Source organism: Klenkia sp. AC732, from assembly GCF_979256525.1.
Genome location: NZ_CEEDOS010000014.1, coordinates 75,034 through 99,855, shown reverse-complemented (window position 1 = coordinate 99,855; position 24,822 = coordinate 75,034). Strand labels below are relative to the sequence as shown.

The 24,822-nt window shown below is 73.5% G+C and carries 22 protein-coding genes and 1 pseudogene; 13 read left to right on the top strand and 10 right to left on the bottom strand.

Annotation, left to right across the window (positions count from 1 at the left end):
• Positions 1-317: 317 nt before the first annotated feature.
• Positions 318-947, bottom strand: a complete 630-nt coding sequence (locus AC0IVP_RS08980; protein ID WP_471756027.1) for an alpha-ketoglutarate-dependent dioxygenase AlkB — start codon at positions 945-947, stop codon at positions 318-320.
• A 57-nt stretch (positions 948-1,004) separates the two neighbouring features.
• Positions 1,005-3,245 (bottom strand): RecQ family ATP-dependent DNA helicase, encoded by a 2,241-nt coding sequence (locus tag AC0IVP_RS08975; RefSeq protein ID WP_471756025.1) that lies wholly within the window; start codon positions 3,243-3,245, stop codon positions 1,005-1,007.
• Between the two features lie 80 nt (positions 3,246-3,325).
• Here AC0IVP_RS08975 and AC0IVP_RS08970 point away from each other — a divergent pair, with 80 nt between their 5' ends.
• Genes AC0IVP_RS08970 through bar form a run of 3 tightly spaced genes read left to right on the top strand, consistent with a single transcriptional unit; the run spans position 3,326 to position 6,299 of the window.
• A complete protein-coding gene (locus AC0IVP_RS08970) occupies positions 3,326-4,147 on the top strand; it encodes a PHP domain-containing protein (RefSeq protein WP_056290641.1) in 822 nt (273 codons plus the stop codon).
• A 56-nt stretch (positions 4,148-4,203) separates the two neighbouring features.
• Positions 4,204-5,160: a carbamate kinase gene (locus AC0IVP_RS08965; RefSeq protein ID WP_471756023.1), complete on the top strand. Its 957-nt coding sequence runs from the start codon at positions 4,204-4,206 to the stop codon at positions 5,158-5,160.
• A 35-nt stretch (positions 5,161-5,195) separates the two neighbouring features.
• Positions 5,196-6,299 (top strand): barbiturase, encoded by a 1,104-nt coding sequence (gene bar / locus AC0IVP_RS08960; RefSeq protein WP_471756021.1) that lies wholly within the window; start codon positions 5,196-5,198, stop codon positions 6,297-6,299.
• A gap of 48 nt (positions 6,300-6,347) precedes the next feature.
• Here bar and AC0IVP_RS08955 read toward each other — a convergent pair whose 3' ends face one another.
• The 4 genes from AC0IVP_RS08955 to AC0IVP_RS08940 form a co-directional block, all read right to left on the bottom strand.
• The gene (locus AC0IVP_RS08955; protein WP_056290633.1) at positions 6,348-6,770 is read right to left on the bottom strand and encodes an organic hydroperoxide resistance protein; all 423 of its coding nucleotides are present in this window, start codon (positions 6,768-6,770) and stop codon (positions 6,348-6,350) included.
• 70 nt (positions 6,771-6,840) lie between these two features.
• Complete coding sequence (locus AC0IVP_RS08950; protein ID WP_200938724.1) at positions 6,841-7,875, bottom strand: isopenicillin N synthase family dioxygenase; 1,035 nt, start codon at positions 7,873-7,875, stop codon at positions 6,841-6,843.
• A 34-nt stretch (positions 7,876-7,909) separates the two neighbouring features.
• Entirely contained in the window at positions 7,910-8,704 is a 795-nt protein-coding gene (locus AC0IVP_RS08945) for an SDR family NAD(P)-dependent oxidoreductase (RefSeq protein WP_471756019.1), read from the bottom strand.
• 32 nt (positions 8,705-8,736) lie between these two features.
• Entirely contained in the window at positions 8,737-9,303 is a 567-nt protein-coding gene (locus AC0IVP_RS08940) for a TetR family transcriptional regulator (protein ID WP_162245529.1), read from the bottom strand.
• A gap of 175 nt (positions 9,304-9,478) precedes the next feature.
• On the opposite strand from AC0IVP_RS08940, the gene AC0IVP_RS08935 reads away from it, so the two are divergent.
• Complete coding sequence (locus tag AC0IVP_RS08935) at positions 9,479-10,300, top strand: mycofactocin-coupled SDR family oxidoreductase (protein WP_056290622.1); 822 nt, start codon at positions 9,479-9,481, stop codon at positions 10,298-10,300.
• 86 nt (positions 10,301-10,386) lie between these two features.
• Here the strand turns inward: AC0IVP_RS08935 and AC0IVP_RS08930 are convergent, their stop codons facing one another.
• Complete coding sequence (locus AC0IVP_RS08930; RefSeq protein WP_056290619.1) at positions 10,387-11,796, bottom strand: YlbE family protein; 1,410 nt, start codon at positions 11,794-11,796, stop codon at positions 10,387-10,389.
• Positions 11,793-13,286: an FdrA family protein gene (locus AC0IVP_RS08925; protein WP_471756017.1), complete on the bottom strand. Its 1,494-nt coding sequence runs from the start codon at positions 13,284-13,286 to the stop codon at positions 11,793-11,795. Before AC0IVP_RS08925 ends, AC0IVP_RS08930 begins: the two co-directional genes overlap by 4 nt.
• Positions 13,287-13,467: 181 nt before the next feature.
• Here AC0IVP_RS08925 and AC0IVP_RS08920 point away from each other — a divergent pair, with 181 nt between their 5' ends.
• The 9 genes and pseudogenes from AC0IVP_RS08920 to AC0IVP_RS08880 all read left to right on the top strand — a co-directional run bounded on the left by AC0IVP_RS08920 (position 13,468) and on the right by AC0IVP_RS08880 (position 22,358).
• The gene (locus tag AC0IVP_RS08920) at positions 13,468-14,943 is read left to right on the top strand and encodes a uracil-xanthine permease family protein (protein ID WP_471756015.1); all 1,476 of its coding nucleotides are present in this window, start codon (positions 13,468-13,470) and stop codon (positions 14,941-14,943) included.
• A complete protein-coding gene (locus AC0IVP_RS08915) occupies positions 14,940-15,809 on the top strand; it encodes an FAD binding domain-containing protein (protein WP_056290609.1) in 870 nt (289 codons plus the stop codon). The genes AC0IVP_RS08920 and AC0IVP_RS08915 overlap by 4 nt, the downstream gene beginning before the upstream one ends.
• Complete coding sequence (locus AC0IVP_RS08910) at positions 15,806-16,324, top strand: (2Fe-2S)-binding protein (RefSeq protein WP_471756013.1); 519 nt, start codon at positions 15,806-15,808, stop codon at positions 16,322-16,324. The genes AC0IVP_RS08915 and AC0IVP_RS08910 overlap by 4 nt, the downstream gene beginning before the upstream one ends.
• Positions 16,321-18,732: an aerobic carbon-monoxide dehydrogenase large subunit gene (cutA, locus tag AC0IVP_RS08905; RefSeq protein WP_471756011.1), complete on the top strand. Its 2,412-nt coding sequence runs from the start codon at positions 16,321-16,323 to the stop codon at positions 18,730-18,732. The genes AC0IVP_RS08910 and cutA overlap by 4 nt, the downstream gene beginning before the upstream one ends.
• Entirely contained in the window at positions 18,729-19,427 is a 699-nt protein-coding gene (locus tag AC0IVP_RS08900; protein WP_471756009.1) for an SRPBCC family protein, read from the top strand. The genes cutA and AC0IVP_RS08900 overlap by 4 nt, the downstream gene beginning before the upstream one ends.
• Before the next feature lie 64 nt (positions 19,428-19,491).
• Positions 19,492-19,650 (top strand): annotated as a pseudogene (locus AC0IVP_RS08895) (DUF1707 SHOCT-like domain-containing protein); the annotation flags it as partial.
• 64 nt (positions 19,651-19,714) lie between these two features.
• Positions 19,715-19,837: a hypothetical protein gene (locus AC0IVP_RS08890; RefSeq protein ID WP_471756029.1), complete on the top strand. Its 123-nt coding sequence runs from the start codon at positions 19,715-19,717 to the stop codon at positions 19,835-19,837.
• Between the two features lie 131 nt (positions 19,838-19,968).
• Positions 19,969-21,225 (top strand): mechanosensitive ion channel family protein, encoded by a 1,257-nt coding sequence (locus AC0IVP_RS08885; protein ID WP_471756007.1) that lies wholly within the window; start codon positions 19,969-19,971, stop codon positions 21,223-21,225.
• 311 nt (positions 21,226-21,536) lie between these two features.
• Positions 21,537-22,358: an SDR family oxidoreductase gene (locus AC0IVP_RS08880; RefSeq protein WP_471756005.1), complete on the top strand. Its 822-nt coding sequence runs from the start codon at positions 21,537-21,539 to the stop codon at positions 22,356-22,358.
• A 37-nt stretch (positions 22,359-22,395) separates the two neighbouring features.
• Here AC0IVP_RS08880 and AC0IVP_RS08875 read toward each other — a convergent pair whose 3' ends face one another.
• Positions 22,396-23,844, bottom strand: coding sequence for an FAD-dependent oxidoreductase (locus tag AC0IVP_RS08875; protein WP_471756003.1), 1,449 nt, complete (start codon positions 23,842-23,844; stop codon positions 22,396-22,398).
• A gap of 16 nt (positions 23,845-23,860) precedes the next feature.
• The gene (locus tag AC0IVP_RS08870) at positions 23,861-24,799 is read right to left on the bottom strand and encodes an AurF N-oxygenase family protein (RefSeq protein WP_471756001.1); all 939 of its coding nucleotides are present in this window, start codon (positions 24,797-24,799) and stop codon (positions 23,861-23,863) included.
• Positions 24,800-24,822 lie beyond the last annotated feature (23 nt).

Below are 24,822 nucleotides of genomic sequence, written 5' to 3'. Positions count from 1 at the left end.
AAGGCACCCCGTGACTGGGGTTGAACATATGGCACTGACTTTCGGCACGCTGTTGAGTTCTCAAGGAGCGGACGCGCAAGAGCCCCGGCCTTTCGGCCATCGTGTTCTTGGCGGCTGCTACACGTTACTCCACGATCCGAGGCTGTCAACCCGGGGGCTGACTCTCGCAGTTCGGACTGTGTCCGACCCGGTGTTTCGCGGTGCAGGGAGAACCATACACGGCTCTCAGAGGGCCTTGCAGGGGGGTGCCCAGAGGGGGGTCCAGGCCCTCCTGCGGCAGGGCCCCACACCAGGGTTGAGCAGGGCGGACGAGCCCTTCAGGCCACCCCGCGAGGGCGGAACTGGACGCTCACCCGGGGTCCGACGGGCTTGCTCGTCTTCGGGATGCAGTGCTCCCAGGTGCGCTGACAGGAGCCGCCCATGACGACCAGGTCCCCGTGGCCGAGCGTGAACCGGACCGACGCCCCGCCGCCCACCGGGCGCAGCGCCAGCGTTCGAGGTGACCCGAAGGACGCGATCGCGACCATCGTGTCCTGACTGCGACCTCGGCCGATCTTGTCGCCGTGCCAGGCGACGGAGTCGCGGCCGTCGCGGTACAGGCAGATGCCCGCCGACACGAAGGGCTCCCCGAGCTCCGGCGCGTAGTGGGCGTCCAGGGCGAGCCGGGCCCGGGTGAGCAGCGGGTGCGGGAGCTCCTCGCCGCCGGCGTACCAGCGGAGCAACCGGGGGACGTCGACCTCCCGGTCGTACATCTGGCGCCGGTCGGCCCGCCAGCCGATGTCCCCCAGCAGGACCTTGAGCACCTCGTCGGAGCCGCTCACCCACCCCGACAGGTGGTCCACCCAGGCGCCGGCGCCCAACCGGTGGCGGGCCACCCGCCCGGCCAGGGGGGTCAGTTCGGCCGACTCGGCGACGTCCCACATCGAGGGCTGGTGAGCCACAGACATGTCCACAGGCTACGGGAGTTTCGAACAGGTGTGCGAAACCCTGTGGACGGAGGGGTGTCAGGCCGAGAGCGCCAGGACGAACGGCAGCACGCCCGACGCCCCGGCCCTGCGGAGCTCGCGCCCGGCCACGGTCACGGTCCACCGGGAGTCGGCGAGGTCGTCGACCAGCAGGACCGGCCCGTCCAGACCGGAGATGCGCCCCCGCAACTCGTCCCCCACGGTGATCCGCTGCCACACCCCGGCCAGCCGGAACGCGGAGTTGCCGCCCGGTCCTCCGGTCGGTCCGCCGTGCTGGAGGGTCATCTCCCCCAGGTACGGGAGCCGACCCAGGCGGGAGAGCCCCTCGGCGACGCCGCGGACCAGACCCGGCCGGCGTCGCGAGGGGACCGAGACCACGGCGACCGGCCGGTCGGCCCAGTCCCAGGCGCCGAGCACCCGGGCGCACGCGCTCATCAACTCCTCGGTGGGCGGTGCGTCGTCGGCCACCCCGGGTCGGATCACCCGGTGCGACACGTCGTAGGCGGCGTCCGGGTCCTCCTCGAGCGGGGGCGCCTCGAGGTCGTCGGCCAACGAGGCCACGCCACCGACGCCGTCGTCGCCGAGCAGGGTGCGCAGGCGCTGTCCCCACCCCAGGTCGGTGAGCCGGGCGACGGCACGGCCGGGCAGCACCTGGTCACCGGGCGCGATCTTGCCCTTGACGTCGACGCCGAGCCGGTCGACACCGGTGGGCCACTGGGCCCGCGGCGGCAGCTCGACGCCGGGTCGGTCCAGCCGTGCGGTGGCGGCGGCTGACGCACCGGCCGGGATGTCCGTGGCGTACCAGGGCCCTGCGCACACGTCGCACCGCCCGCACGGTGCGGCGGTCGGGTCGTCGAGCGCCGTCTGCAGGAACGCCATACGGCACTCGGCCTCCCCCACGGGCTTCGCGTAAGCCAGCATCGAGCGCTGTTCGGCCTCCCGGGTGCGGGTCACGCGGGCGTACCGGTCGGCGTCGTAGACCCAGGGCACGCCGGTCGAGCGCCACCCGCCCTGCACGCGCTCCACCGCGCCGTCCACGGACAACACCTTGAGCAGCAGCTCGAGCCGGGACCGGCGGACGTCAGCGACGGTCTCCAACCGGGCCACCGACCACGCCTTGCCGTCGGCCATCGCGGTGAGGACCGAGGCGGCGTGGTCCTCCCGGGGCATCGAGGACGTGGCGAACCACTGCCAGATCGCGATGTCCTCGGGGCCGGGGAGCAGCAGCACGTCGGCGTGCTCCACGGCGCGACCGGCACGACCGACCTGCTGGTAGTAGCTGACCGGCGAGGACGGCGCCCCCAGGTGGACGACGAAGCCCAGGTCGGGCTTGTCGAAGCCCATGCCCAATGCGGACGTGGCGACCAGCGCCTTCACCCGGTTCTCCCGCAGGGCCTCCTCGGCGTCCTTGCGGTCGGCGTCGTCGAGGCGGCCGGTGTAGGAGCGGACCTCGTGGCCGGCGTCCCGCAGCAGCGCGGCGGTCTCCTCGGCCGCGGCGACGGTGAGCGTGTAGACGATCCCGCTGCCCGGGAGGTCCTCCAGGTGGGCGGCCAACCAGGCCAGGCGCGCCCGGTCGGTGTCCAGCCGGAGCACGCCCAGGCGCAGCGAGTCCCGCGCCAGGGGTCCGCGGACGGTGGTGACGTCGACGCCGCCGGACCCCAGCTGCTCGGCGACGTCGGCGACCACCCGCTCGTTGGCCGTCGCGGTGGTGGCCAGCACCGGCGTGCCGGCCGGCAGCCGGCCCAGCAGCTCGCGGATCCGGCGGTAGTCGGGCCGGAAGTCGTGCCCCCAGTCGGAGACGCAGTGCGCCTCGTCCACCACCAGCAGACCGCAGCGGTCGACCAGGCCGGGCAGCTGCTCGTCCCGGAAGCGTGGGTTGGTGAGCCGCTCCGGGGAGACCAGCAGCACGTCGACGTCGTCGGCGGCCAGGCGGGCGGCGACGTCGTCCCACTCGGTGGCGTTGGCGCTGGAGATCTCGACCGCCTTGATCCCGGCCCGGGCAGCGGCGGCGACCTGGTCGCGCATCAGGGCCAGGAGCGGGGAGACCAGCAGGGTCGGGCCGGCGCCGCGGCGCCGGAGCAGGGCCGTGGAGACGAAGTAGACCGCGGACTTGCCCCACCCGGTGCGCTGCACGACCAGGGCCCGCTGGTGCCGTTCGACCAGCGCGGCGACCGCGGCGTCCTGGCCCTCACGAAAGACGGCGTCGGGTCGGCCGGTGAGCTCGCGCAGCACCCCGAGGGCCTCGTCGGCGAGTTCTCCCGGTGCCACAGCGGTGCTCATGCGACCGACCCTAGGCACTGCCTCCGACATCCCCGGCCCGGCGTGCGCCACCTGTGGACGACGGGAGAGGATGACCCCCGATGCTGCCTCCCGACAACCACGTGCACTCGGAGTTCTCGTGGGACACCGGGCCCTGGTCCTCGATGGTCGAGTCCTGCGAGCGGGCGGTCGCGATCGGCCTGCCGGCCGTGGCGTTCACCGAGCACCTGGACTTCACCGTCTGGGCGGCCGAGGACCGGGCCAGCCGGGACGGGCTGGTGGACCGGCACCCCGCCAACCAGCGCCCGATCGACGTCGAGGCCTACGCCGCCTCCATCGCCGAGTGCCGGGAGCGCTTCCCCGACCTGCGGGTCGTCTCCGGCGTGGAAGCCGGAGAACCGCACCTGTTCGCCTCCAGCATCGCGGCGCACCTGGCCGCCGCCCCGGTGGACCGGGTGCTCGGGTCGTTGCACTCGCTCACCGACGGCGACCGGCTCATCGGGGTCAGCAGGATGCTCACCTCCTCCGGCGCCGACGCCACGATGCGCCGGTACCTGACCGAGATGGCCGCGATGGTCCGCGCCAGCGACGTCTTCCAGGTGCTGGCCCACGTCGACTTCCCGCGTCGCTACTGGCCCGGCGGGCGCGACCGCTACGCCGAGCTCCCCTTCGAGGCCGAGTACCGCGAGGTGTTCCGGGCGCTGGCCGAGACCGGCCGCGCACTCGAGGTGAACACCACCAGCCCGCTGGCCTCGGTCGAGCTGGTGCGTTGGTTCCGGGACGAGGGCGGCGAGGCGGTGAGCTTCGGCAGCGACGCGCACACCCCGACCTCCGTCGGGCAGCGGTTCGACCTGGCGGTGGACGTGGTCGAGGCCGCCGGTTTCCGGCCCGGGCGGGACCGCTTCGACTTCTGGCGCCGGTGATGTGTCGGTGGAGTGAACTACTTCACCACTAAGGGAAATCGGGCTAGGGTCCCGGCATGACCTCCCAGCGCCGCGTGGTGATCGCCCTCGGCGGCAACGCGATGACCGGCCCCGACGGGTCGGCGACCCCCGCCGCGCAGCGCGCCGCGATCGCCGTCGCCGCCGGGCACGTGGCCGACGTGGTGGCGACCGGGGTCGAGGTCGTCGTCACCCACGGCAACGGACCGCAGGTGGGCAACCTGCTGGTCAAGAACGAGCTGGCCGCCCACGAGGTGCCGCCGGTCCCGCTGGACTGGAACGTCGCGCAGACCCAGGCCACGATCGGCTTCACCGTCGTCGACGAGCTCGACGCCGCCCTCACCGCCCGTGGGCTCGCCCAGCGCACCGCCGCGCTGGTCACCCGCACGCTGGTGGACGCCGGGGACCCCGGGTTCTCCGAGCCCACCAAGCCGGTCGGCCGGTTCCTGCCCCGCGAGCAGGCCCAGCGCTTCATGGACCTCGGCCAGACCTGGGAGGACCGCGGCGAGAAGGGCTGGCGCCGCGTCGTCGCCTCCCCCGAGCCGCGCTCGGTGCTGGACTCCCCCGCCGTCCGTGCCCTGGCCGGGGCCGGGTTCGTCGTCGTCTGCGCCGGCGGCGGGGGCATCCCGGTCGTCGACGACGGGAAGGACGGCGCAGCCCTGCGTGGCGTCGAGGCCGTGATCGACAAGGACCTCACCGCCGCGCTGATGGCCGCCGAGCTCGGCGCCGACACCCTGGTCATCGCCACCGACGTCGACCACGTGATGGTCGACTTCGGCACCCCGCAGGCCCGCCCGCTGGGCCGGGTCACCACCGACGAGCTGCGCGCGCACGCCGCGGCCGGGCAGTTCGCCCGCGGCTCCATGGGCCCCAAGGTCGAGGCCGCACTCCGCTTCGCCGACGTCGGCGGCACCCGCTCCGTCGTCACCTCACTCGAGCACATCGCCGACGCCGTCGCCAGTGACGACGTCGGCACCAGCGTCACCACTCCCTGACCATCCCCCGTCCCACCCCCGAGAAGGAGAACGCCGTGCCCGCACCGATCGAGGTCCGCAAGGTCCCGCTGCACAACGTGAGTGACGCCTCGGAGCTGGCCAAGCTCATCGAGTCCGGCGTCATGGACGCCGACCGCGTGGTCGCCGTCATCGGCAAGACCGAGGGCAACGGCGGGGTCAACGACTACACCCGGATCATCGCCGACCGGGCCTTCCGCGAGGTGCTCATGGCCAAGGGCACCCGCAGCGAGGCCGAGGTCAAGCAGATCCCGATCGTGTGGTCCGGCGGCACGGACGGCGTCATCAGCCCGCACGCCACCATCTTCGCCACGCTGCCCGAGGACTCGGTCGAGAAGACCGACGAGCCGCGGCTGACCGTGGGCTTCGCAATGAGCGAGGTGCTGCTGCCCGAGGACATCGGCCGCATCACCATGGTCGAGAAGGTCGCCGAGGGCGTGCGGCGCGCGATGGCCGAGGCCGGGATCACCGACCCCGCCGACGTGCACTACGTGCAGACCAAGACCCCGCTGCTGACCATCGAGACGATCCGCGAGGCCAAGTCCCGCGGCCAGGAGACCTACTACGACGAGCCGCACGGCTCGATGGACCTCTCCAACGGCACCACCGCGCTGGGCATCGCCCTGGCCCTGGGCGAGATCGAGCTGCCCGAGCAGAAGCAGGTCATGCGGGACTTCTCGCTGTTCTCCGCCGTCGCCTCCTGCTCCTCCGGTGTCGAGCTGGACCAGGCGCAGATCGTCGTCGTCGGCAACGCCCGCGGGCACGGCGGCGCCTACCGGATCGGCCACTCGGTCATGGAGGACGCGCTGGACACCGACGGCATCTGGGACGCCATCCGCGAGGCCGGCCTCGAGCTCCCCGAGCGTCCGCACACCTCGGACCTCGGCGACAAGCTGGTCAACGTGTTCCTCAAGTGCGAGGCCGACCCGACCGGCTACGTCCGCGGCCGTCGCAACGCGATGCTCGACGACTCCGACGTGTTCTGGCACCGCCAGATCAAGGCCACCGTCGGCGGCGTCGCCGCTTCGGTGACCGGTGACCCGGCGGTCTTCGTCTCCGTCGCCGCCGTGCACCAGGGCCCCTCGGGCGGTGGCCCCGTCGCCGCCATCGTCAAGGCCTGAGAAAGGACCCGGCCCGTCACCTCGTCGAGGTGGCGGGCCGGTGGTCGTTCAGGCGACGGTGGTCTCGAGCGTGACCGGGATGTTGCCGCGGGTGGCGTTGGAGTACGGGCAGACCTGGTGCGCGGCCTCGACGAGGGCCTCCGCGGCCGCCTGGTCGATGCCACCGAGCTCGACGTGCAACGCGACCTCCAGGCCGAAGCCGCCGGAGTCGTTCGGGCCGATGCCGACCTCGGCGGTGACCGCGGAGTCGGCCAGCGTGGCGCCCTGGCGCTTGGCCACGACCTTCAGCGCCGAGTGGAAGCAGGCCGCGTAGCCGGCGGCGAAGAGCTGCTCGGGGTTGGTGGCGCCACCGGCGCCGCCCATCTCGACCGGGGTGGCGAGGTCGACGTCCACCAGTCCGTCGGAGGACCGGGCGTGGCCGTTGCGGCCCTCCCCGGTCGCGGTGGCGATGGCGGTGTAGACGGCGGGCACGGTGTCCTCCAGGTGGTGGTCGGGCTGTCCCCAGGAGCAAGACACCGGACCGGCCCGGTGTTCCCGCCGGTCAGCCCCGTGCGGCCAGCACCCGGGCGGCCTCCCGCCCCGCGGCGGTGTTGACCACCCCGGCCCGGGAGCCGCGCAGCTTGGCGGCCACGTGCTCGCCCACGGTGACCGGCAGGTACTTCGGCGTCTCCCCCGGGGCCACGCACGAGGGCAGCACGGAGATGACGGCGTCGACGTCCCCGTCGTGGAAGAACGCGGCGGAGCGACGACGACGGATCCGGCCGTCCACGATCGGCGGCTTCACCCGGTGCAGCGTCGACGTCCACCGCTCGTTGGTCAGCCGCGCGGTGACGTCGCCCAGGTTGACCAGCAGGGCGCCGTCGACCGGGGAGACGTCGTGCCAGCCGCCGTCGGCACCGAGGACCTGCAGACCGGGCACCTGGTCGGCCCACAGCACGGTGACGATGCCGTAGTCGGTGTGCTCGCCCATCCCGGTCAGCTCGCCGTCGAGGTCGATCGTGCCCTCGGGCAGCGCGTAGTCGTTCATCCGCAGCACGTCCAGGGAGTGCCCGGTGATGCGGTCGAAGAAGTCCGCCGGGAGGTCGAGGGCGTCGGCGAAGACCCGGGTCAGGGTGCGGGCCACCCGGGCGGCCTCGGCGAACCAGGCGTCGACGGCGGGCTGGAACCCCGCGACGTCGGGCCAGGTGTTGGGTGCGTAGTCCGGCAACGGGAGGCCCGGGGAGTCGGGGTAGGTCTCCTGGGACGCACCCACGTTGAAGGCCTGGAAGAAGTCGTTCATCCGGGCCGCGGACTCCACGCCCAGGCTCAGCGACAGGGACTCGCTCTTGGGCGGGCTGTAGCCACGGTTGACCTCCGGCGGCGTCCGGACGGCGTCCTTGGCCTCCGCGGGCAGCGCGAAGAAGGCGTCCATGGCGGCCGCCAGGCCCTCGGCCGTCGCCGTCGGGACGCCGTGGCCGACCACCTGCACGAACCCGACGGTCCGGCAGGCGGCGTCCATCGCGGCGGCGGTGGCCGCCCGGTCACCGACCCCGGTGACGTAGGGCGAGATGTCGACGACGGGGACCTCGAAGCTCACCCCGCCAGGCTGACGCACCCGTGTTGCGCCGGTGTCACGGCAGGATCGAGTCCACGTAGCCGCCGTCGACCCGCAGCGCGCCGCCGGTGGTGGCCGAGGCCAGCGGTGAGGCCAGGTAGACGACCATGGCCGCGATCTCCTCGGGCTCGATCAGGCGCTGGAGCAGCGACTGCGGCCGGTGCAGGCGCATGAACTCCCGCTGCGCCTCCTCCCACGGCAGGTCCCGCGACACCAGCGAGTAGACGAAGTCCTCGACGCCGCCGGTGTGCGTCGGGCCGGCGATGACGGAGTTCACCGTGACGCCGGAGCCAGCCGCCTCCTTGGCGAAGCCGCGGGAGACCGCGAGCAGGGCGGTCTTGGAGACGCCGTAGTGGACCATCTCGACCGGCGTCACGACGGCGGAGTCGCTGGCGATCTGCAGCGCCCGGCCCCAGCCGCGCTCGCGCATGCCGGGCAGGTAGGACCGGATCAGCCGGACGGCGGTCAACACGTTGACCTCGAAGTACCGCCGCCACTCGTCGTCGGGGACCTCCAGCGCCGGCTGGGCACCGAAGACGCCCAGGTTGTTGACCAGCACGTCGACGTCGGGGACGGCGGCCAGCAGCGTGGCGGTACCGGCGTCGCTGCTGACGTCGGCGGCGACCGTGGTGACGTCGGAGCCCTCCACCGCGGCGCGCACCTCGTCGGCCGCGGCCGCGAGCCTGGCCTCGCCCCGGGCGGTGAGCACGACGGCGGCCCCGGCCGAGGCCAGTCCGGTGGCGATGGCCAGGCCGATGCCCTGGGAGGAGCCGGTGACGAGGGCGGTCCTGCCGGTGAGGTCCAGTCGCATGCCCCCACCCTGGCGCACCCCGGGCCCGGGTGTCAGGCGAAGCCGGTGCCGACCAGGTCGAAGCCGCGGGCGACCAACTCCGCGAAGCGCTGCGGTGGGTCGGCGGGGTCCCAGGCGAGGAACGCCGTCATCAGCACGGCGGCCGCGGTCTCGGCCACCAGCTGTGCGGTGAACGGGTCGTCGGGCAGCTGGGCGGCGGTCCAGCTCTCGACGGCCTGGCCGACGTGCAGGTGCGCGGTCCGGTGGTAGGCGTCCAGCTCCGGGTCGCCCACCAGCCGGCGGCGCACCGGGAGCGCCACCGTCTGGGCGTCCACGAAGTCCAGGCAGACCCGGCGGAGCGCCGACCAGACCCCGGCCGAGGTGTCGGCGTCGGCCAGCAGCTGCTGCAGGGCCTCGGCGTCGTCGGGGTGCGGGTCGAAGAGCGCGGCCGCCTTGGTGGGGAAGTGGTTGAAGAACGTCCGGCGGGAGACACCCGCCGCCGCGGCGACGTCGTCGACGGTGACCGCGTCGAAGCCGCGCTCGCTCACCAGCGCCAACGCCGCTGCCTGGACCGCGGCCCAGCTGTCGCGGCGCTGCTGCTCACGGACCGGCGTCGGCACGGCGGCCACGCTAGCCGGACAGGCGCTACGGTGACGACGCTCACGTTGCACTGAGTGCAACCAACTCGTCCGGAGGACCCGGTGGCGAGACGGACCGGGTCGTGACCGGCCCGCGCCCCCGGCCCTGCCGGCGACAACCACCTCCAGCAACCCGCCCGCACCCCGAGGAGACCCCATGACCACCCCCACCGCCCGCCGCTTCGAGGGCAAGGTCGCCTTCGTCACCGGAGCCGCCCGCGGCCAGGGCCGGGCGCACGCCGTCCGGCTGGCCAGTGAGGGCGCCGACGTCATCGCGATCGACGTCTGCGCCCAGCCCGCCACCACGCACTACGCCGGCTCCACCCCGGAGGACCTCGCCGAGACCGTCCGGATGGTCGAGGCGATGGACCGCCGGATCGTGGCCCGCCAGGCCGACGTCCGGGACTTCGCCGCCGTCCAGGCAGCCGTCGACGAGGGCGTCGCCGAGCTGGGGCGCCTGGACGTCGTCGTCGCCAACGCGGGGATCTGCTCGGCCGGCAACAGCTGGGAGATCACCCTGGAGCAGTGGGAGGAGACCGTCGCGGTCAACCTGACCGGGGTCTTCCACACCGCCAAGGCCACCATCCCCACCCTGCTCGCCCAGGGCACCGGCGGGTCGATCGTGATCACCAGCTCGGTGGCGGGCCTGCGCGGGCTGCCGTTCCTGTCCGCCTACGCCGCCACCAAGCACGGCGTCGTCGGGTACGCGAAGTCGCTGGCCAACGAGCTGGCGCAGCACTCCATCCGGGTCAACACGGTGCACCCGCACGGCGTCGCCACCGGCATGACCGTGGACGACCTGGGCCCGCTGATCGCCGCCAACGCCCAGACCCTGGCGCCGATCTTCATGCAGGCCCTGCCCGACCAGGTCTCCCAGCCCGAGGACATCGCGAACGCGGTGGCCTTCCTGGCCAGCGACGAGGCCCGGCACGTGACCGGGATCCAGCTGCCGGTGGACCTGGGCACGCTCATCCGCTGAGCCGCCGTGGCATGGGATCCCTCGCATACGGCCGCGCGGTTCCGCCGTATGCGAGGGATCCCATGCCGGAGCGTCGGGCGGGGGCGTCAGGCGAGGGCGGTGCGGGACTCCTCGGCGAGCGCCGCGACCGCGCCCTGGAAGCACTCGACCGGCGGCTGCACCAGGCCGGCGCCGACCTGGCCGGTGCCGGCGACCCGGCCGGCCATGCCGGTGTTGATCTGCGGCAGCCAGCCGGTGCGGGCCACGCTGAGCACGTCGATGCCGGTCGGGGAGCCGCGGAAGCCCAGCACCGGGATCTGCATGGCCGGGTTCTCGGTCATGGTGATCTGGTACATCCGCTCCGTGGTGGCCAGCGCGTCGGGCACGGTGCCGCCGACGAACCGGACGATCGCCGGCGCCGCGGCCATCGCGAAACCGCCGATGCCGTAGGTCTCCATGATCGCGGAGTCGCCGATGTCGGGGTTGGCGTCGTCCGGGCCGTAGTCGCCCAGGAACAGGCCCACCGGCGTCTGGGCGGGGCCGGTGAACCAGCGGTCGCCGGTGCCGGCGGTCTGCACCCCGAACTCGGTGCCGTTGCGGGCCAGCACGGTGACCAGCGTCGAGCCGGGGACGTCGCGGGCGGCGTCCATCGCCAGCTTGGCCGTGGGCATGCCCAGGTTGAGGAAGAAGTGCTCGTTGCCGCCGATGAACCGCAGCACCGCGGCGATGTCCCCCGAGGGCGCGTCCACCTCGACGATCGCCGGGGACAGGTCGCGCAGGGTCATCAGCGAGCCGGCCCGGTTGCGGTTGTGCCCCTCGTCGCCCATCTGCAGCATCTGGGCCAGCACGGCCTTGACGTCCAGCGGGTCCTCCGACCGACTGCGGACGGCGGCCTGCAGCACCGGGCCCAGCGTGCGGGTCATCCAGTGCAGCCGCTCGACCACCTCCGGCCCGTAGGCGCCCATCCGCAGCACCTTGCCCAGGCCCTCGTTGAGGTTGGAGAAGGCCTGCCGGCCGTCGGCGGGGTCGGTGAGGCACCACATCCACATCGACGGGCTGGTCACCCCGGCCATCGGCCCCACGGTGCGGTGGTGGTGGCACGGGTCCAGCTCGACCCCGCCCGAGGCGAGCAGCTGCTCGGCCTCCTCGGCCGTCTCCGCCCAGCCCTCGAACAGGCAGGCGCCCATCAGGGCCCCGCGCATCGGGCCGGAGGCCGTCTCCCAGGTCAGCGGCGGGCCGGAGTGCAGCAGCGTGCGGCCGGTCAGGCCGATCACCTCGTGCGCGGGGAGCACGTCGGTGAGCACGGAGCCGGCGGCCAGCACCCGTTCGACGGCGGTCCGGTTGGCCGCGGCCCGGCGGGGGTCCAGGGCCAGCTGGGTCAGGTCGTCGGCCGAGCCGATCGTCGGAGGACGCCAGTCGACGTCGGTGACGTCGACGCCCTGCACACGCAGCGCGTCGGAGAAGACGTCGACGCCCGCGGCGACGACGGCGGGCGGGCCGGTGAGCAGGCTGGTCACTTCGAGGCCCCGATCAGGTCGAGTGCGTGCCGGGTGGCAGCGGAGTTGGAGGCGAAGACGGCGGCACCGGCGGCAGCCAGGGCGTCGGCCTGCGCCGACCAGCCCTGCGGGTCGCCCTCGGTGCCGACCAGGGCGACGACGACGGGCAGCTCGAGCGCGCCGATCGCCGGGGCGAGGGCGCCGGCCGGGTCGGGGTCGGCGCCGTGGCCCAGCACGACGTCGAGGAGCAGCACGGCCGGTTCCCCGGAGGTGGCCAGGGCCGAGATCGCCTCCAGCCGCAGCGTGGGGTCGATCATCGGGTGGGCGCGGCCGACGGTGAGGGCGTCGTCCCCGAAGTCGACGACGACGTGCCCGCGGGCGGCGAAGTCGGCGCCCAGGTCCAGCTCGGGGCGCAGCGGGGTGTTGGAGCGGACGTCGCCCAGCACGGGCGCGGCCACCAGCATGGCCTCGTCGGCGAGCGTGCCGCCGGAGTAGAAGCCCTTGAGCACGGCGCCGGCCGGGACGGACCGGTCCGCACCCGGCCGCGTCGGCCAGGTCGGGACGGCGACGCCCATCTCGCGCAGCAGCGCCTCGACCGCGGCGGTCAGGTCCGGGCTGTCGGCCGACAGGGCCGCGCTGGAGACCGGGGTGGTGAGGGCGGCGGACGTGGCGGCGACCCGCTCGGCGACCTCGGGGGCCGGCGGCTTGGACACCAGCAGCACCCGCTCGGTCGCGGGGTCCTCCTCGAGCATCTGCAGCGCGTCCAGCGTGGCCAGCCCGCCGACGGCGGTGGACAGGTCGCGGCCGCCGACGCCGAGGACGTGGGAGACGCCCACCCCGGCGGTGTCCAGCAGGCAGCTGACCTGCTGCGCACCGGTGCCCGAGGCCGCCACCAGGCCCACCGGCCCGGGCCGGACGACGTTGGCGAAGCCCAGCGCGACGCCGGAGACGATCGCCGTCCCGCAGTCGGGGCCCATGACGAGCACCCCGGCGTCGTGCGCGGCGCGCTTGAGGGCGACCTCGTGCTCGACCGGGACGCCGTCGCTGAAGACCAGCACGCTGCGGCCGGCGGCGACGGCGTCCATCGCCTCGGCGACGGCGTACTGCCCGGGCACGCTGACGATGGCCAGCACCGACTCCTGCGGCGCCTCGGCCAGCGCGAAGCCGATCGTGCGCGAGGGCACGGCCTGCGCGGAGCCGCGCTCCTCGCGAGCGGCCAGTGCGGCCTCGACCGCGGCGACGGCGGCGTCGCGCTCGGCGTCGTCGGTGGTGCGCAGGGCGATCAGCAGCTGGTCCGGGGTGGCCGGACCGTCGGGCGAGAGGCCCATGCCGGCCGCCAGCTCGAGGTTCAGCGGGGTGGCCATCGCGACCAGCACGGCGGTGACGCCGGGGCGCGCGCCGATGGCCTGCGAGACCTGCATCAGCTTGACCGAGTCGGCGTAGACGCCGCTGCGGAGGGAGACGTGCGTGGTCACCTGGGCGTCGCCGTCGACGGCGGGGGGAGCGCTCACGAGCGGGACGCTACAGGCGGAAGTCTCTCAGCGGTGAGAGAAATGTGGGTGCAATGATCCCGGCATGAACATTTAGCGCTGAGGTACTTCCGTGATGTCGGTGGTCGGTGTCACAGTGACCGCTCCCGGTGGGATCGAGCCCGCGGGCTGCGGCGAGTTGCCGTCACGAGCAGGAGGAACCATGGCGTTCGGGTGGAAGCTGTACGGCGACGGGAAGACCCCGCCGCCCGGCCAGGCGGTGGCCCCCGAGGAGCGGCTGTCCTGGCCGCTGACCGTCGGGATCGGCGCCCAGCACGTCGTCGCCATGTTCGGTGCGACCTTCGTCTTCCCGCTGATCATGGGCCTGGACGCCAACCTCGCGATCATGATGAGCGGGATCGCGACGATCGTCTTCCTGCTGATCGTGCAGGGGAAGGTGCCCTCCTACCTGGGCACCTCCGCCGCCTTCGTCGGCGGCGTCGCGGCGGTCCGCGCCGGTGGCGGTGACTCCGGCGACGTCGTGGGCGCCATCCTGGTCTCGGGCATCGTGCTGGCGATCGTCGGCCTGGTCATCCAGACCGCCGGCCCCGTCGTGGTCAACAAGGTGCTCCCCCCGGCCGTCACCGGCGCCGTCGTGCTGCTGATCGGCTTCAACCTGGCCCCGGTCGCCGCCGGCACCTACTGGCCGCAGGACCAGTGGGTCGCCTTCGCCACCATGGCCTTCGTCATCGTCGTGTCGCTGGCGCTGCGCGGGTTCTGGTCGCGCATCTCCATCCTGTTGGGCCTGGTCTTCGGCTACCTGCTGTCGCTGCTGCTGGACGCCACCGCCGGCCAGATCACCTCCTTCGACGCCGGGGCCGGCGCCATCACCACACACGACCGCGTCAACCTCGACGGCGTCGCGGCCGCCGACTGGTTCGGGCTGCCCACCTTCACCGCCCCCAGCTTCTCGGTGAACTTCTCGCTGCTGGTGCTGCCCGCCGTCATCGCGCTGGTCGCGGAGAACGCCGGGCACGTCAAGGCCGTCGGTGAGATGACCAAGCGCAACCTGGACCCGGTGCTGGGCCGCGCCGTCTTCGCCGACGGCGTCGGCACGGTCCTGGCCAGCTCGGTCGGCGGGTCCCCCACCACCACCTACGCCGAGAACATCGGTGTCATGGCCGCCACCCGGGTCTACTCCACGGCCGCCTACTACGTGGCCGCGATCGTGGCGATCGTGCTCGGCCTGGTGCCCAAGTTCGGTGCCGTGGTCAACGCGACGCCGGGCGCCGTGCTCGGCGGCATCACCGTCGTCCTCTACGGGATGATCGGCCTGCTGGGCGCCAAGATCTGGAAGGAGAACCGGGTCGACTTCGCCAACCCGATCAACCTGGTCCCGCTCGCGGCCGGGATCATCATCGGCATCGGCAACGTCAACCTCCAGATCACCGACGACTTCTCCCTGTCGGGCATCGCCCTGGGCACGATCGTCGCCGTCGGCGGCTGGCACGTCGCCCGGGCACTGGCGCCGCGGGAGATGAAGGAGTCCCTGCTGGCCGAGGACGGCTTCCGGCACGGCACCGGCCCGGCCCTGGGGGCCACCGGCTCGCACACCGCCGACGGCGGTGCTGACCCGTCCTCGCTGGACGAGCGGACGAACACCACCCGCACCATGGACAGGGAGATGCGCGACAAGTGAAACCGGCACCCTTCGGCTACGCCGACCCCACCTCGCTGAGCGAGGCGCTCACCGTCCTCCAGAGCGAGGGTGAGGGCGCCAAGGTGATGGCCGGAGGGCAGTCGCTGCTCCCCCTGTTGTCCATGCGGTTGGCCTCCCCGACCACGCTCGTGGACATCAACCGGGTGCCCGACCTGGACGTCGTCGCCGTGAGCGACGACGGCGTCCGGGTCGGGGCCCTGGTGCGGCACGCGACGCTGCTGCACCACGCCGGCGCTGCGGCCGTCCAGCCACTGCTGGCCCGGGCCACCGCCAACGTGGCCCACCCCGCGATCCGCAACCGCGGCACGACCGTCGGCTCGATCGCCCACGCCGACCCCTCCGGCGAGATGACCTCCGTGCTCGCGCTGACCGGTGGCTCCGTCACCGTCGCGACGCCGGAGGGCAGCTCCGCCGTCGACTGGGCCGACTTCTTCGTCGGCCCCCTGGAGACCTCCGTGCACGGCCCCGCCGTCGTCACCGAGGCCTTCTTCCCCGCCCTGCCGGCCCGCACCGGGACCGCCTTCGAGGAGGTCTCCCGCCGCAAGGGCGACTACGCAGTCTGCGGCGCCGGCGTGACCGTCACCCTCGACGAGTCCTCGAGGGTCGTCTCCGCCCGGGCCTCCTACATCTCCGTCGGGCTGGTGCCCGAGGTGCACGACCTCACCGAGGCCGTCTCCGGCCGGACCGTCGACGAGGCCGACTGGTCCGCCGCCGGCGACCTGGCCCGCACCCTCGTGGACCCCGACGGCGACCTGCACGCCAGCGCCGACTACCGCCGGCTGCTCGTCGGCGTGCTCACCGAACGCACCCTCGCCCGCGCCGCACAGGAGGCACAGAACCGATGAGCGTCTCCACCGAGCGCACCATCTCCGTGACCGTCAACGGTGTGTCACGTGAAACCACCGTGCCCGTCCGTCGACTGCTGTCCGACGCGCTGCGGCACGACCTCCAGCTCACCGGCACCCACGTGGGCTGCGAGCACGGGGTGTGCGGTGCCTGCACCGTGCTCGTCGACGGCACGCCCGTCCGGTCCTGCCTCGTGCTCGCCGTCCAGGTCGACGGCAAGGCGGTCACCACCGTCGAGGGCCTGGCCCGCGACGACGGTCGGGGCGGTGAGGTCCTGCACCCGGTGCAGGAGGCCTTCCGCGAGTGCCACGCCCTGCAGTGCGGGTTCTGCACCCCCGGCTTCCTGATGACCATGGCCGCAGGCCTCGAGGCGCGGGACCGGACCACCGACATCACCGAGGACGAGGTCGACGAGATCGTCGGCGGCAACCTCTGCCGGTGCACCGGCTACGCCAACATCAAGAAGGCCTGCCGGCACGCCGCGGGCCTGATGAAGGACGGGGCCGGCGCGTGACGACCAAGCTCATGGGCGAGCCGGTCCGCCGACGCGAGGACCTGCGGCTGATCACCGGCCGCGGCCGGTACACCGACGACATCGGGCACGGCGCGCTCGCGGCGGCCTTCGTCCGCAGCCCCTACGCCCACGCCCGGATCACCGGCATCGACGTCGACGCCGCCCTCGACGTCGACGGCGTCGTCGCGATCTACACCTACGAGGACCTCGTCGGCCCCATGGCCGAGCCGCTCCCCGTGCTCATCCCGCACCCCCAGCTGACCTCGCCCCGCACCGGCTTCCCGCTGGCCCGCGACGTCGTCCAGCACGTGGGCGAGGCCGTGGTGATGGTGGTGGCCACCGACCGGTACGTCGCCGAGGACGTCTGCGACCGGATCGCGGTCACCTACGAGGAGCTCCCGGTCGTCGTGGGCGTGGACGCCGCACGCGAGGCCGTGCACGCCGTCCACGAGGACGTGCCCGACAACGTCGCCGCCCGGCACCACCAGGAGACCGGCGACGTCGAGGCCGCCCTGGCCGCCTCGACGCACACGCTGAGCTTCACCCAGTACATCGAGCGCAGCGCCTGCATGCCGATGGAGGGCAAGGGCGTGCACGCGGTGTGGAACCGCGACGACTCCTCGCTGCGGGTGCACACCTCCACCCAGGCCTCCACCTCGGTGCGCGCCGCGATCGCGGCCAAGCTGCAGCTCTCGCTGGAGAAGGTCGAGGTCGTCGCCCCCGACGTCGGCGGCGGGTTCGGCGTGAAGATCGTGCACCCGTGGCCCGAGGAGCTGCTGGTGCCGATGGCCGCCATCGCCCTGGGCCAGCCGGTGCACTGGGCCGAGGACCGCCGCGAGCACTTCATCTCCTCCGCCCACGAGCGGCAGCAGCGCCAGGAGATCACCGTCGGCTACGACGACGGGGGCCGGGTGACCGCCCTCGACGTCCGCGGCTGGCACGACAACGGCGCCTACACGCCCTACGGGATCATCGTGCCGATCGTGACGGCGACCCAGCTGGTCGGCCCGTACGCGATCCCCGTCTACCGGGTGCGCATCGACAGCGTCTACACCAACACCGTCATCGTCACGCCCTACCGCGGCGCCGGGCGCCCGCAGGGCTGCTACGCGATGGAACGCACCATGGACCGGATCGCCCAGGACCTCGGGCTGGACCGGGCCGAGGTCCGCCGCCGCAACCTGATCGGCAAGGACGAGTTCCCCTACGACCACCACCTGACGTTCCAGGACGGCCGGCCGGTCATCTACGACTCCGGCGACTACGAGGGCCTGCTCGACAAGCTCATCGCGCTCGTCGGGTGGGACCGGGCAGAGGAGCGCCGGGCCGAGGCCGCCAGCCGCGGCAAGCAGCTGGGCATCGGCATGGCCATGTACGTCGAGGGCACCGGCCCCGGCCCCTACGAGGGCGGGCACGTGCAGGTCCTCGGCAGCGGCAAGGTGCTGGTCTCCACCGGGCTCACCTCGCAGGGCCAGGGCCACGAGACCGCGTTCGCCCAGATCGTGGCGCACGAGCTCGGGGTCCCCATCGAGGACGTCGAGGTCACCACCGGGGACACCCGGCGCTTCGGCTACGCCGTGGGCACGTTCGCCTCCCGCGCCGCGGTGATGAGCGGCAACGCCATCGCGCTGGCCGCCCGCGGCGTCCGCGCCAAGGCGCTGCGGATCGCCGCCGAGGTGCTGGAGGCCGACGTCGACGACCTGGAGATCGACGAGGGCGTCGTCCAGGTCAAGGGCACCCCGGGGACGGCGATCCCGCTGCGCACCGTGGCCGTGCTGTCCAACCCGCTGCGCTACGCCTTCGACGAGGCCGCCCGGCAGGCCACCCAGTTCGCCGGGCCCGGCGACGACTCCAAGCCCCCGGTCGCCGTCGGCGACGCCCCGGGCCTGGAGCACGTGGACTACTACTCCCCGATCCGGTCCACCTTCGCCTCCGGGGCACACGCCGCGGTGGTGGAGATCGACCCGACCACCTGGGAGATCGAGGTCGTCGACTACGCCGTGGTCCACGACTGCGGCAACATCGTGAACCCGATGATCGTGGAGGGCCAGGTCCACGGCGGGGTCGCCCAGGGCGTGGGCGGTGCGCTCTACGAGCGGATGGCCTACGACGCCGACGGGCAGCTGCAGAACGCCTCCTTCATGGACTTCCTGATGCCCTACGCCAGCGAGGTCCCCGACGTGGTCATCGACCACCAGGAGACCCCGTCCCCGCTGAACCCGCTGGGCCTCAAGGGCGCCGGCGAGGCCGGCGTCATCCCCGGGACGGCGTGCATCGCCTCGGCCATCGAGGACGCCGTCGGCCGGCGGATCGCGGCCATGCCGATCTCGCCCACCGAGCTCTACGACCTGGTCCGCTCCCCCGACGCCGAGCGCGTCCCCGCCGCAACCACTGGAGTCCCCGCGTGAAGCTCGACGGCACCGCCACCCTGTCCGCTCCCCCGGCCGCCGTCTGGGCCGCGATCACCGACCCGGCCGTGCTCGCCCGCACCATCCCCGGCTGCCAGGGCCTGGAGCGCACCGGCGAGGACGAGTACGCGATGACCGTCTCGGTCGGCGTCGGCGCGATCCGGGGCGTGTACGCCGGTGAGGTCAAGCTGACCGACAAGGACGAGCCGACCCGCTACGTCATGCACGCCTCGGGCTCGGGCGGTCCCGGTTCGGTGCGCGCGACCGTGCCGATCACCCTGGAGGCCGTCGACGGCGGCACCCGGCTGCGCTACGACGCGGACGCCGTCGTCGGCGGCGCGGTGGCCGGCGTGGGCCAGCGGATGATCACCGGGGTCGCCAAGCGGCTGGCCGGACAGTTCTTCTCCGCGATCGACGCCGAGCTGACCGGCACGGCCCCGGCCGTGCAGGCCCCGGCGAACGCGAACGTCACCCCGTCGGCCGCGGCGGTCAGCGACACCGCGGCGGTCACCGGCTCGCCTGCGCCCGCAGGCGGACACCAGGGCCCCGCCCGGTCAGCACCGATGGCCACCGGCAGCTCCACCGGCAGCTCCACCGGCACGGCCCCGGCCGAGCTGGCGCTGGCCGCCGTCGGCGGCGGCGTGCTGACCCTGCTCGGGGTCGTCATCGGCTACCTGCTGGGCCGCCGGCCCTGATCCTGCGCCCCGGGACTGCTGACAGCGATGCCCGTCCCTGCCAGCATCCCGGGGCACGGGCGAGGTGCTGCCGACGTCGGAGCTGCGGGCGTCCGACGCCGACCGGGCGCTCGGGGAGAGCTGGCTGCGGCGGGCCGTCGAGGCCGGCCGGCTGGACCTGCGCGCGTTCGACGACCGGGCGCGGCTGACCTGGGCGTCCCGCACCCGCGGTGAGCTGGACGCGGTCAGCTGGGGCCTCGGGGAGCTGGGACCTCGGGGAGCTGGGGCCTCGGGGAGCTGCCGACGTCGTGAGCCGGCTCGCCGTCTGCCCGGGGACCGGCGACCTGGTCCACCCGTGGTCGGTGTGGCAGCTGCCCCCCGGCGCGGTGCCGGCCACGCTCCACGGGCTGGGCATCGGCCGCCCCCGCTGACCCGTCCCGCACGGCCTCCGACCGGAACGGGACCGGATCAGCTGGGCGTCACGGGGTTGCCGGAGTCGATCACCGGGCAGTGATCACCTCGACGCCAACCACGGCGCCCGCACCGACGGAGGCACCCGCCCATGGGCGACTCGTTCCGGAACGCACTCGACAACGTCGTCGCGTTCCTCCCCAAGCTCCTGCTCTTCCTCATCATCCTGGCGATCGGCTACTTCATCGCCAAGGCGCTGGAGAAGCTGCTGGTCAAGGTCCTCGAGAAGGTCGGCTTCGACCGGGCCGTCGAGCGCGGTGGGATCAAGAAGGCCCTGGCGAACTCGCAGTACGACGCCTCGCAAATCCTGGCGAAGATCGTGTTCTACGCAGTCATGCTCTTCGTGCTGTCGACGGCGTTCGGTGTCTTCGGCCAGAACCCGATCAGCGACTACCTCTCGGCGATCATCGGCTACCTGCCCAAGGTCTTCGTCGCGATCCTCATCCTGGTGATCGCCGCGGCCATCGCCGCCGGGGTCAAGCTGCTGGTCCAGAACAGCCTGGGCTCGCTGTCCTACGGCCGGCTGCTGGCCAACGTCGCCTCCACCGTGGTCCTGGCGCTGGGCGTCATCGCCGCGCTCGACCAGCTGGAGATCGCCCAGAACGTCGTCAACGCCGTCCTCTACGCCACCCTCGCCGCCCTGGTGGGCGTCGTCGTCGTGGCCGTGGGTGGTGGTGGCATCGTCCCGATGCGCCAGCGCTGGGAGAACGCGTTGAGCAAGGTCGAGTCCGAGGCGCCGGCCATGCGCAGCGCCGCACAGAACGCCCGCCCGGCCGGCCAGGCCGTCCGCGAGCAGGCCCAGCAGTACCGCCCGCAGTCCTCCGCGGAGCAGCAGTCCGGTGGCGCGACCGCGTTCGGCGGCCAGCAGGCGCCGGTCACCTCGTCGCAGGACCGGCCGCAGGACCAGTCGCGGGACCAGGGCGGCTGGGCCCCGGCCCAGCAGCAGGGCCACACGGCCACCCCGGACGCCGGCCCGCAGGGCGGCCAGCCGGGTGAGTGGGCACCTGCCCAGCAGTACGGCGAGCAGTCCTACGGCGAGCAGTCCTACGACAGCCAGCAGCAGTACGGCAGCCAGGGTCAGCAGGCCCAGCAGGCCCAGGCGTACGGCCAGCAGTACGGCCAGCAGTCCTACGGGGACCAGTCCTACGGCGGGCAGCAGCAGTACGGCCAGTCCTACGGCGACCAGCAGCAGTACGGCCAGCCGCAGGCCTACTCCACCGAGGCCATCCCCGTCCCGGACCCGCAGCAGGCCTACGAGCAGCCGCCGGTCCCGACCTACCGGGACGACGACCCGGGCACCCAGCAGCTGCCCCGGGTCGACCCGGACGAGGGCCAGCAGCAGCGCTGACCCGCACCTGACGGACGCCCCCTCCACACCGGGAGGGGGCGTCCGTCGCGTCCGGGGCCCGTGCCGGCCGTACCACGCACGGCGCGTGACGTCGGCCCGGTCACCGGTGTCCACTCGTCACGTCGACGGTCGCCTGGTGCGCGGAGCACCTGCCCCGCCACGCGGTGCCCCGGCACGTGCTCGCCATCGACGCCGACGACGTGCCGGTGACGCCGTCCGGGCGGCCGCGGACGTTCCTGCTCGCCGAACGTGCCCGGCAGACACTGCTCCCGCTGCGGAACATCACGCCGGCCTGAGGCGCTGCACCGGACATGCCGAAGACCTGGTTCATCACCGGCGCCTCCCGCGGTTTCGGCCGCGAGTGGACCGCCGCCGCCCTCGAGCGCGGGGACTCCGTCGCCGCCACCGCCCGGGACACCGCCTCACTCGAGGATCTCGCCGCGCAGTACGGCGACCGCCTGCTGCCCGTGCAGCTCGACGTGGACGACCGGGCCGCCGTGTTCGCCGCCGTCGAGCGGGCGCACGCCCACTTCGGCCGCCTGGACGTGGTGGTCAACAACGCCGGCTACGGCCAGTTCGGGATGATCGAGGAGATCTCCGAGGCCGAGGCCCGCGCCCAGTTCGAGACCAACGTGTTCGGCGCGCTGTGGGTCACCCAGGCCGCACTGCCCTTCCTGCGCGAGCAGGGCTCGGGCCACGTGCTGCAGGTCTCGAGCATCGGCGGGGTCTCCGCGTTCCCCAACATCGGCATCTACAACGCGAGCAAGTGGGCGTTGGAGGGCATGAGCCAGGCGCTGGCCGCGGAGGTCGCCGACTTCGGCGTGAAGGTCACGATCATCGAGCCGGGCGGGTTCTCCACCGACTGGGGCGGCGCGTCGGCCAAGCACGCGCAGGCGAACCCGGCCTACGACGCGTTCCGGGCGAAGGCGGCCGAGCAGCGGGCGTCGCGGATGAGCGCGCCGGGCGACCCGCAGGCCTCCGCCGCCGCCGTGCTGGCCGTCGTGGACGCCGAGGAGCCGCCGCTGCGGGTGTTCTTCGGCAGCCTGCCGATCCAGATCGCCAAGGCCGACTACGAGTCCCGGCTGGCGAACTGGGAGCAGTGGCAGCACGTGGCCGACCTCGCCCAGGGCTGACGCCCCGGCCCCAGACCGCAGGACCGTGCAGGGGGGCTCAGCGGCGGGGTCGGGGGCGGCCGACGAGGCCGGCGGCGGCGTCGGCCAGCAGGGCCTGCACGGTCTCCTCGGCGTCCGAGCGGTTGGCGCCGATGCCGCCCGAGGGGCCGCGCTTGGCCCAGCCGACGACGTAGGTGCCCGGCACCGGCCGGCCGTCGGCGCCGGTGACCCGGCCGGCGTCGTTGGGCACCCGGCCCGTCGCCGGGTCGTGCGGCAGGCCGGGCAGCTCCACCCCGACGTGCCCGATCGCCCGGACGACGAGGTCGGCGGTCACCGTCGTGGTGTCGCCGTCGACGTCACGGACCCGCAAGCCGGCGACCCGGCCGTCACCGACCACCGCCTCGGGCGTGCGGTCGAAGGCGAACACGATGCGACGCCCGGGGGCGGGCGCGGCGGCGAGGTCGCCCGCGTAGCGGTCCAGGTCGGCGAAGAGCGCGCCCAGGGTGCCGGGTTCGGCGCCGACCGGCGGCTCGCCGGCCAGCTGGACCTGCACCCCGGACAGGTGGGTCAGTGCGCGCAGCTCGGATCGGCTGCAGGCGGCGTCGGCGGCGCTGCGGCGGGCGACGAGCACGACCTCGCGGACCGCACTGGCCCGCAGCGCCGCGACCGCAGCGGCTGCCGTGTCCGTGCCGGCGAGCCGGCCGGGGTCCCCGGTGAGCATCCGGGCGACGTCGAGCGCCACGTTCCCGGTGCCGACGACGACGACCCGCTCCACCTGCGCGAGGTCGACGGGCGCGGCCTCGGGGTGGCCGGTGTACCAGTGCACGACCGACCGGGCGGCGACGCTGCCGGGCAGGTCCTCGCCGGGGACGCCGAGCGAGCGGTCGCCGGCGGCACCGGTGGCGTAGAGGACGGCGTCGAACTCGGCGGCCAGCTGGGCGGGGGTCACGTCGCGGCCCACCTCGACCCCGGCGCGCAGCGTGACCCGGGGGTGCCGGAGCACCGCGGCGGTGCTCTCCAGGACGCGGCGGGTGCCGGGGTGGTCGGGGGCGACGCCGTAGCGGGCCAGCCCGCCGGTGGTGGTCAGGCGGTCGATCAGGGTGACCCGGGCGTCGGTGGCGCGCAGCACGGCCTGGGTGGCGTAGACCGCGGCCGGGCCGGTGCCGACGACGGCGACGTCGAGCCGGCCGATGGCGGCCAGGTCGACTCCGGGGAACCGTGGCGGGTCCCAGACGGGGCTGGCCGGGGCGTCGGGGCGGGTGAAGTACTCGGCGTTGACCTGGGCGAAGACCAGCTGGTCCGGGCGCAGCAGCCAGACCGGGGCGATCGCGTCGACCGGGCAGGCGTCGGCGCAGGCCCCGCAGTCGATGCAGGTAGCCGGGTCGACGTGCAGCAGCTCGGTGGTGCCGAAGCCGGGCTCGTCGGGCGTGGGGTGGATGCAGTTGACCGGGCACACCGAGACGCACGAGGCGTCGCTGCAGCAGTTCTGGGTGATGGCGAAGGCCATGACGGGACGCCTGGGCTCAGAGCATGTGCAGCGAGCGGTAGATCCGCACCGCGGGGGCGGTGAGGAGACCACACTCGCCCAGGAACGTCATGAGGTGCCGGCTGCTGGTGCGCATCATGGCCTGGTGGTGCTTGTTGCCGGCTGCCTCGCGGACGGCGCGGTCGGTGTCCAGGCCGGCGGCGGCGTACACGTCGCGGTGCACCAGGTTGGTGACGACGACCTGGGTGACGATGGCGATGACCAACGCGGAGATGCGGCGGCGGACCGGGTTGACGCCGGCGAGGGACTCCCGCATCTCCTGCCGGGCGAAGGTCATGTGGCGGGACTCCTCGACCACGTGGATCCGGCTGGTGGTGCGGATCATCGGCAGCACGTCCTCACCGCGCATCCAGTCGCGCTGCATGACGTCGAGGACCTCCTCGGCGACGAGCGCGCCACCGAACGCGGTCTCGGCGTTCGCGGTGGTCTTGAAGAACCGGCCCAGCTCGATGCCGCTGCGCTTGGGCTTGTAGCCGGTGATGCCCATCCTCGAGCAGGCCCGGGCGAACATGATCGAGTGCCGGCACTCGTCGGCGATCTCGGTGAGGGCGAACTGGAAGTCCGCCCGCGAGGTGTCGGCGGCGTAGTGCTCCCGCAGCAGCATCTGCTGCAGGATCATCTCGAACCAGATGCCGGTGCTCATGATCGAGGCGACCTCGTGCCGGGTCAGCGTGACGCGCTGCTGCTCGGTCATCTCCTCCCACAGCGCGGTGCCGTAGAGGGTGCTCCACTGCGGGTTCAACCCGTGGTGGGCCGGGTCCAGCTCGGCGTCCCAGTCGACCTCGGTGGTGGGGTCGTAGGACAGCTGGGCGGCCGAGTCCAGCAGCCGGCGCGAGACCTCCTCGCCGTCCCGCACGTCGGCGCTGAAGACGGCGCCGAGCTGGTCGGTGTTCGGGTTCGGCAGGGTGCTGGTCATGGCTGGCGTTCCTCCGCTGTCGG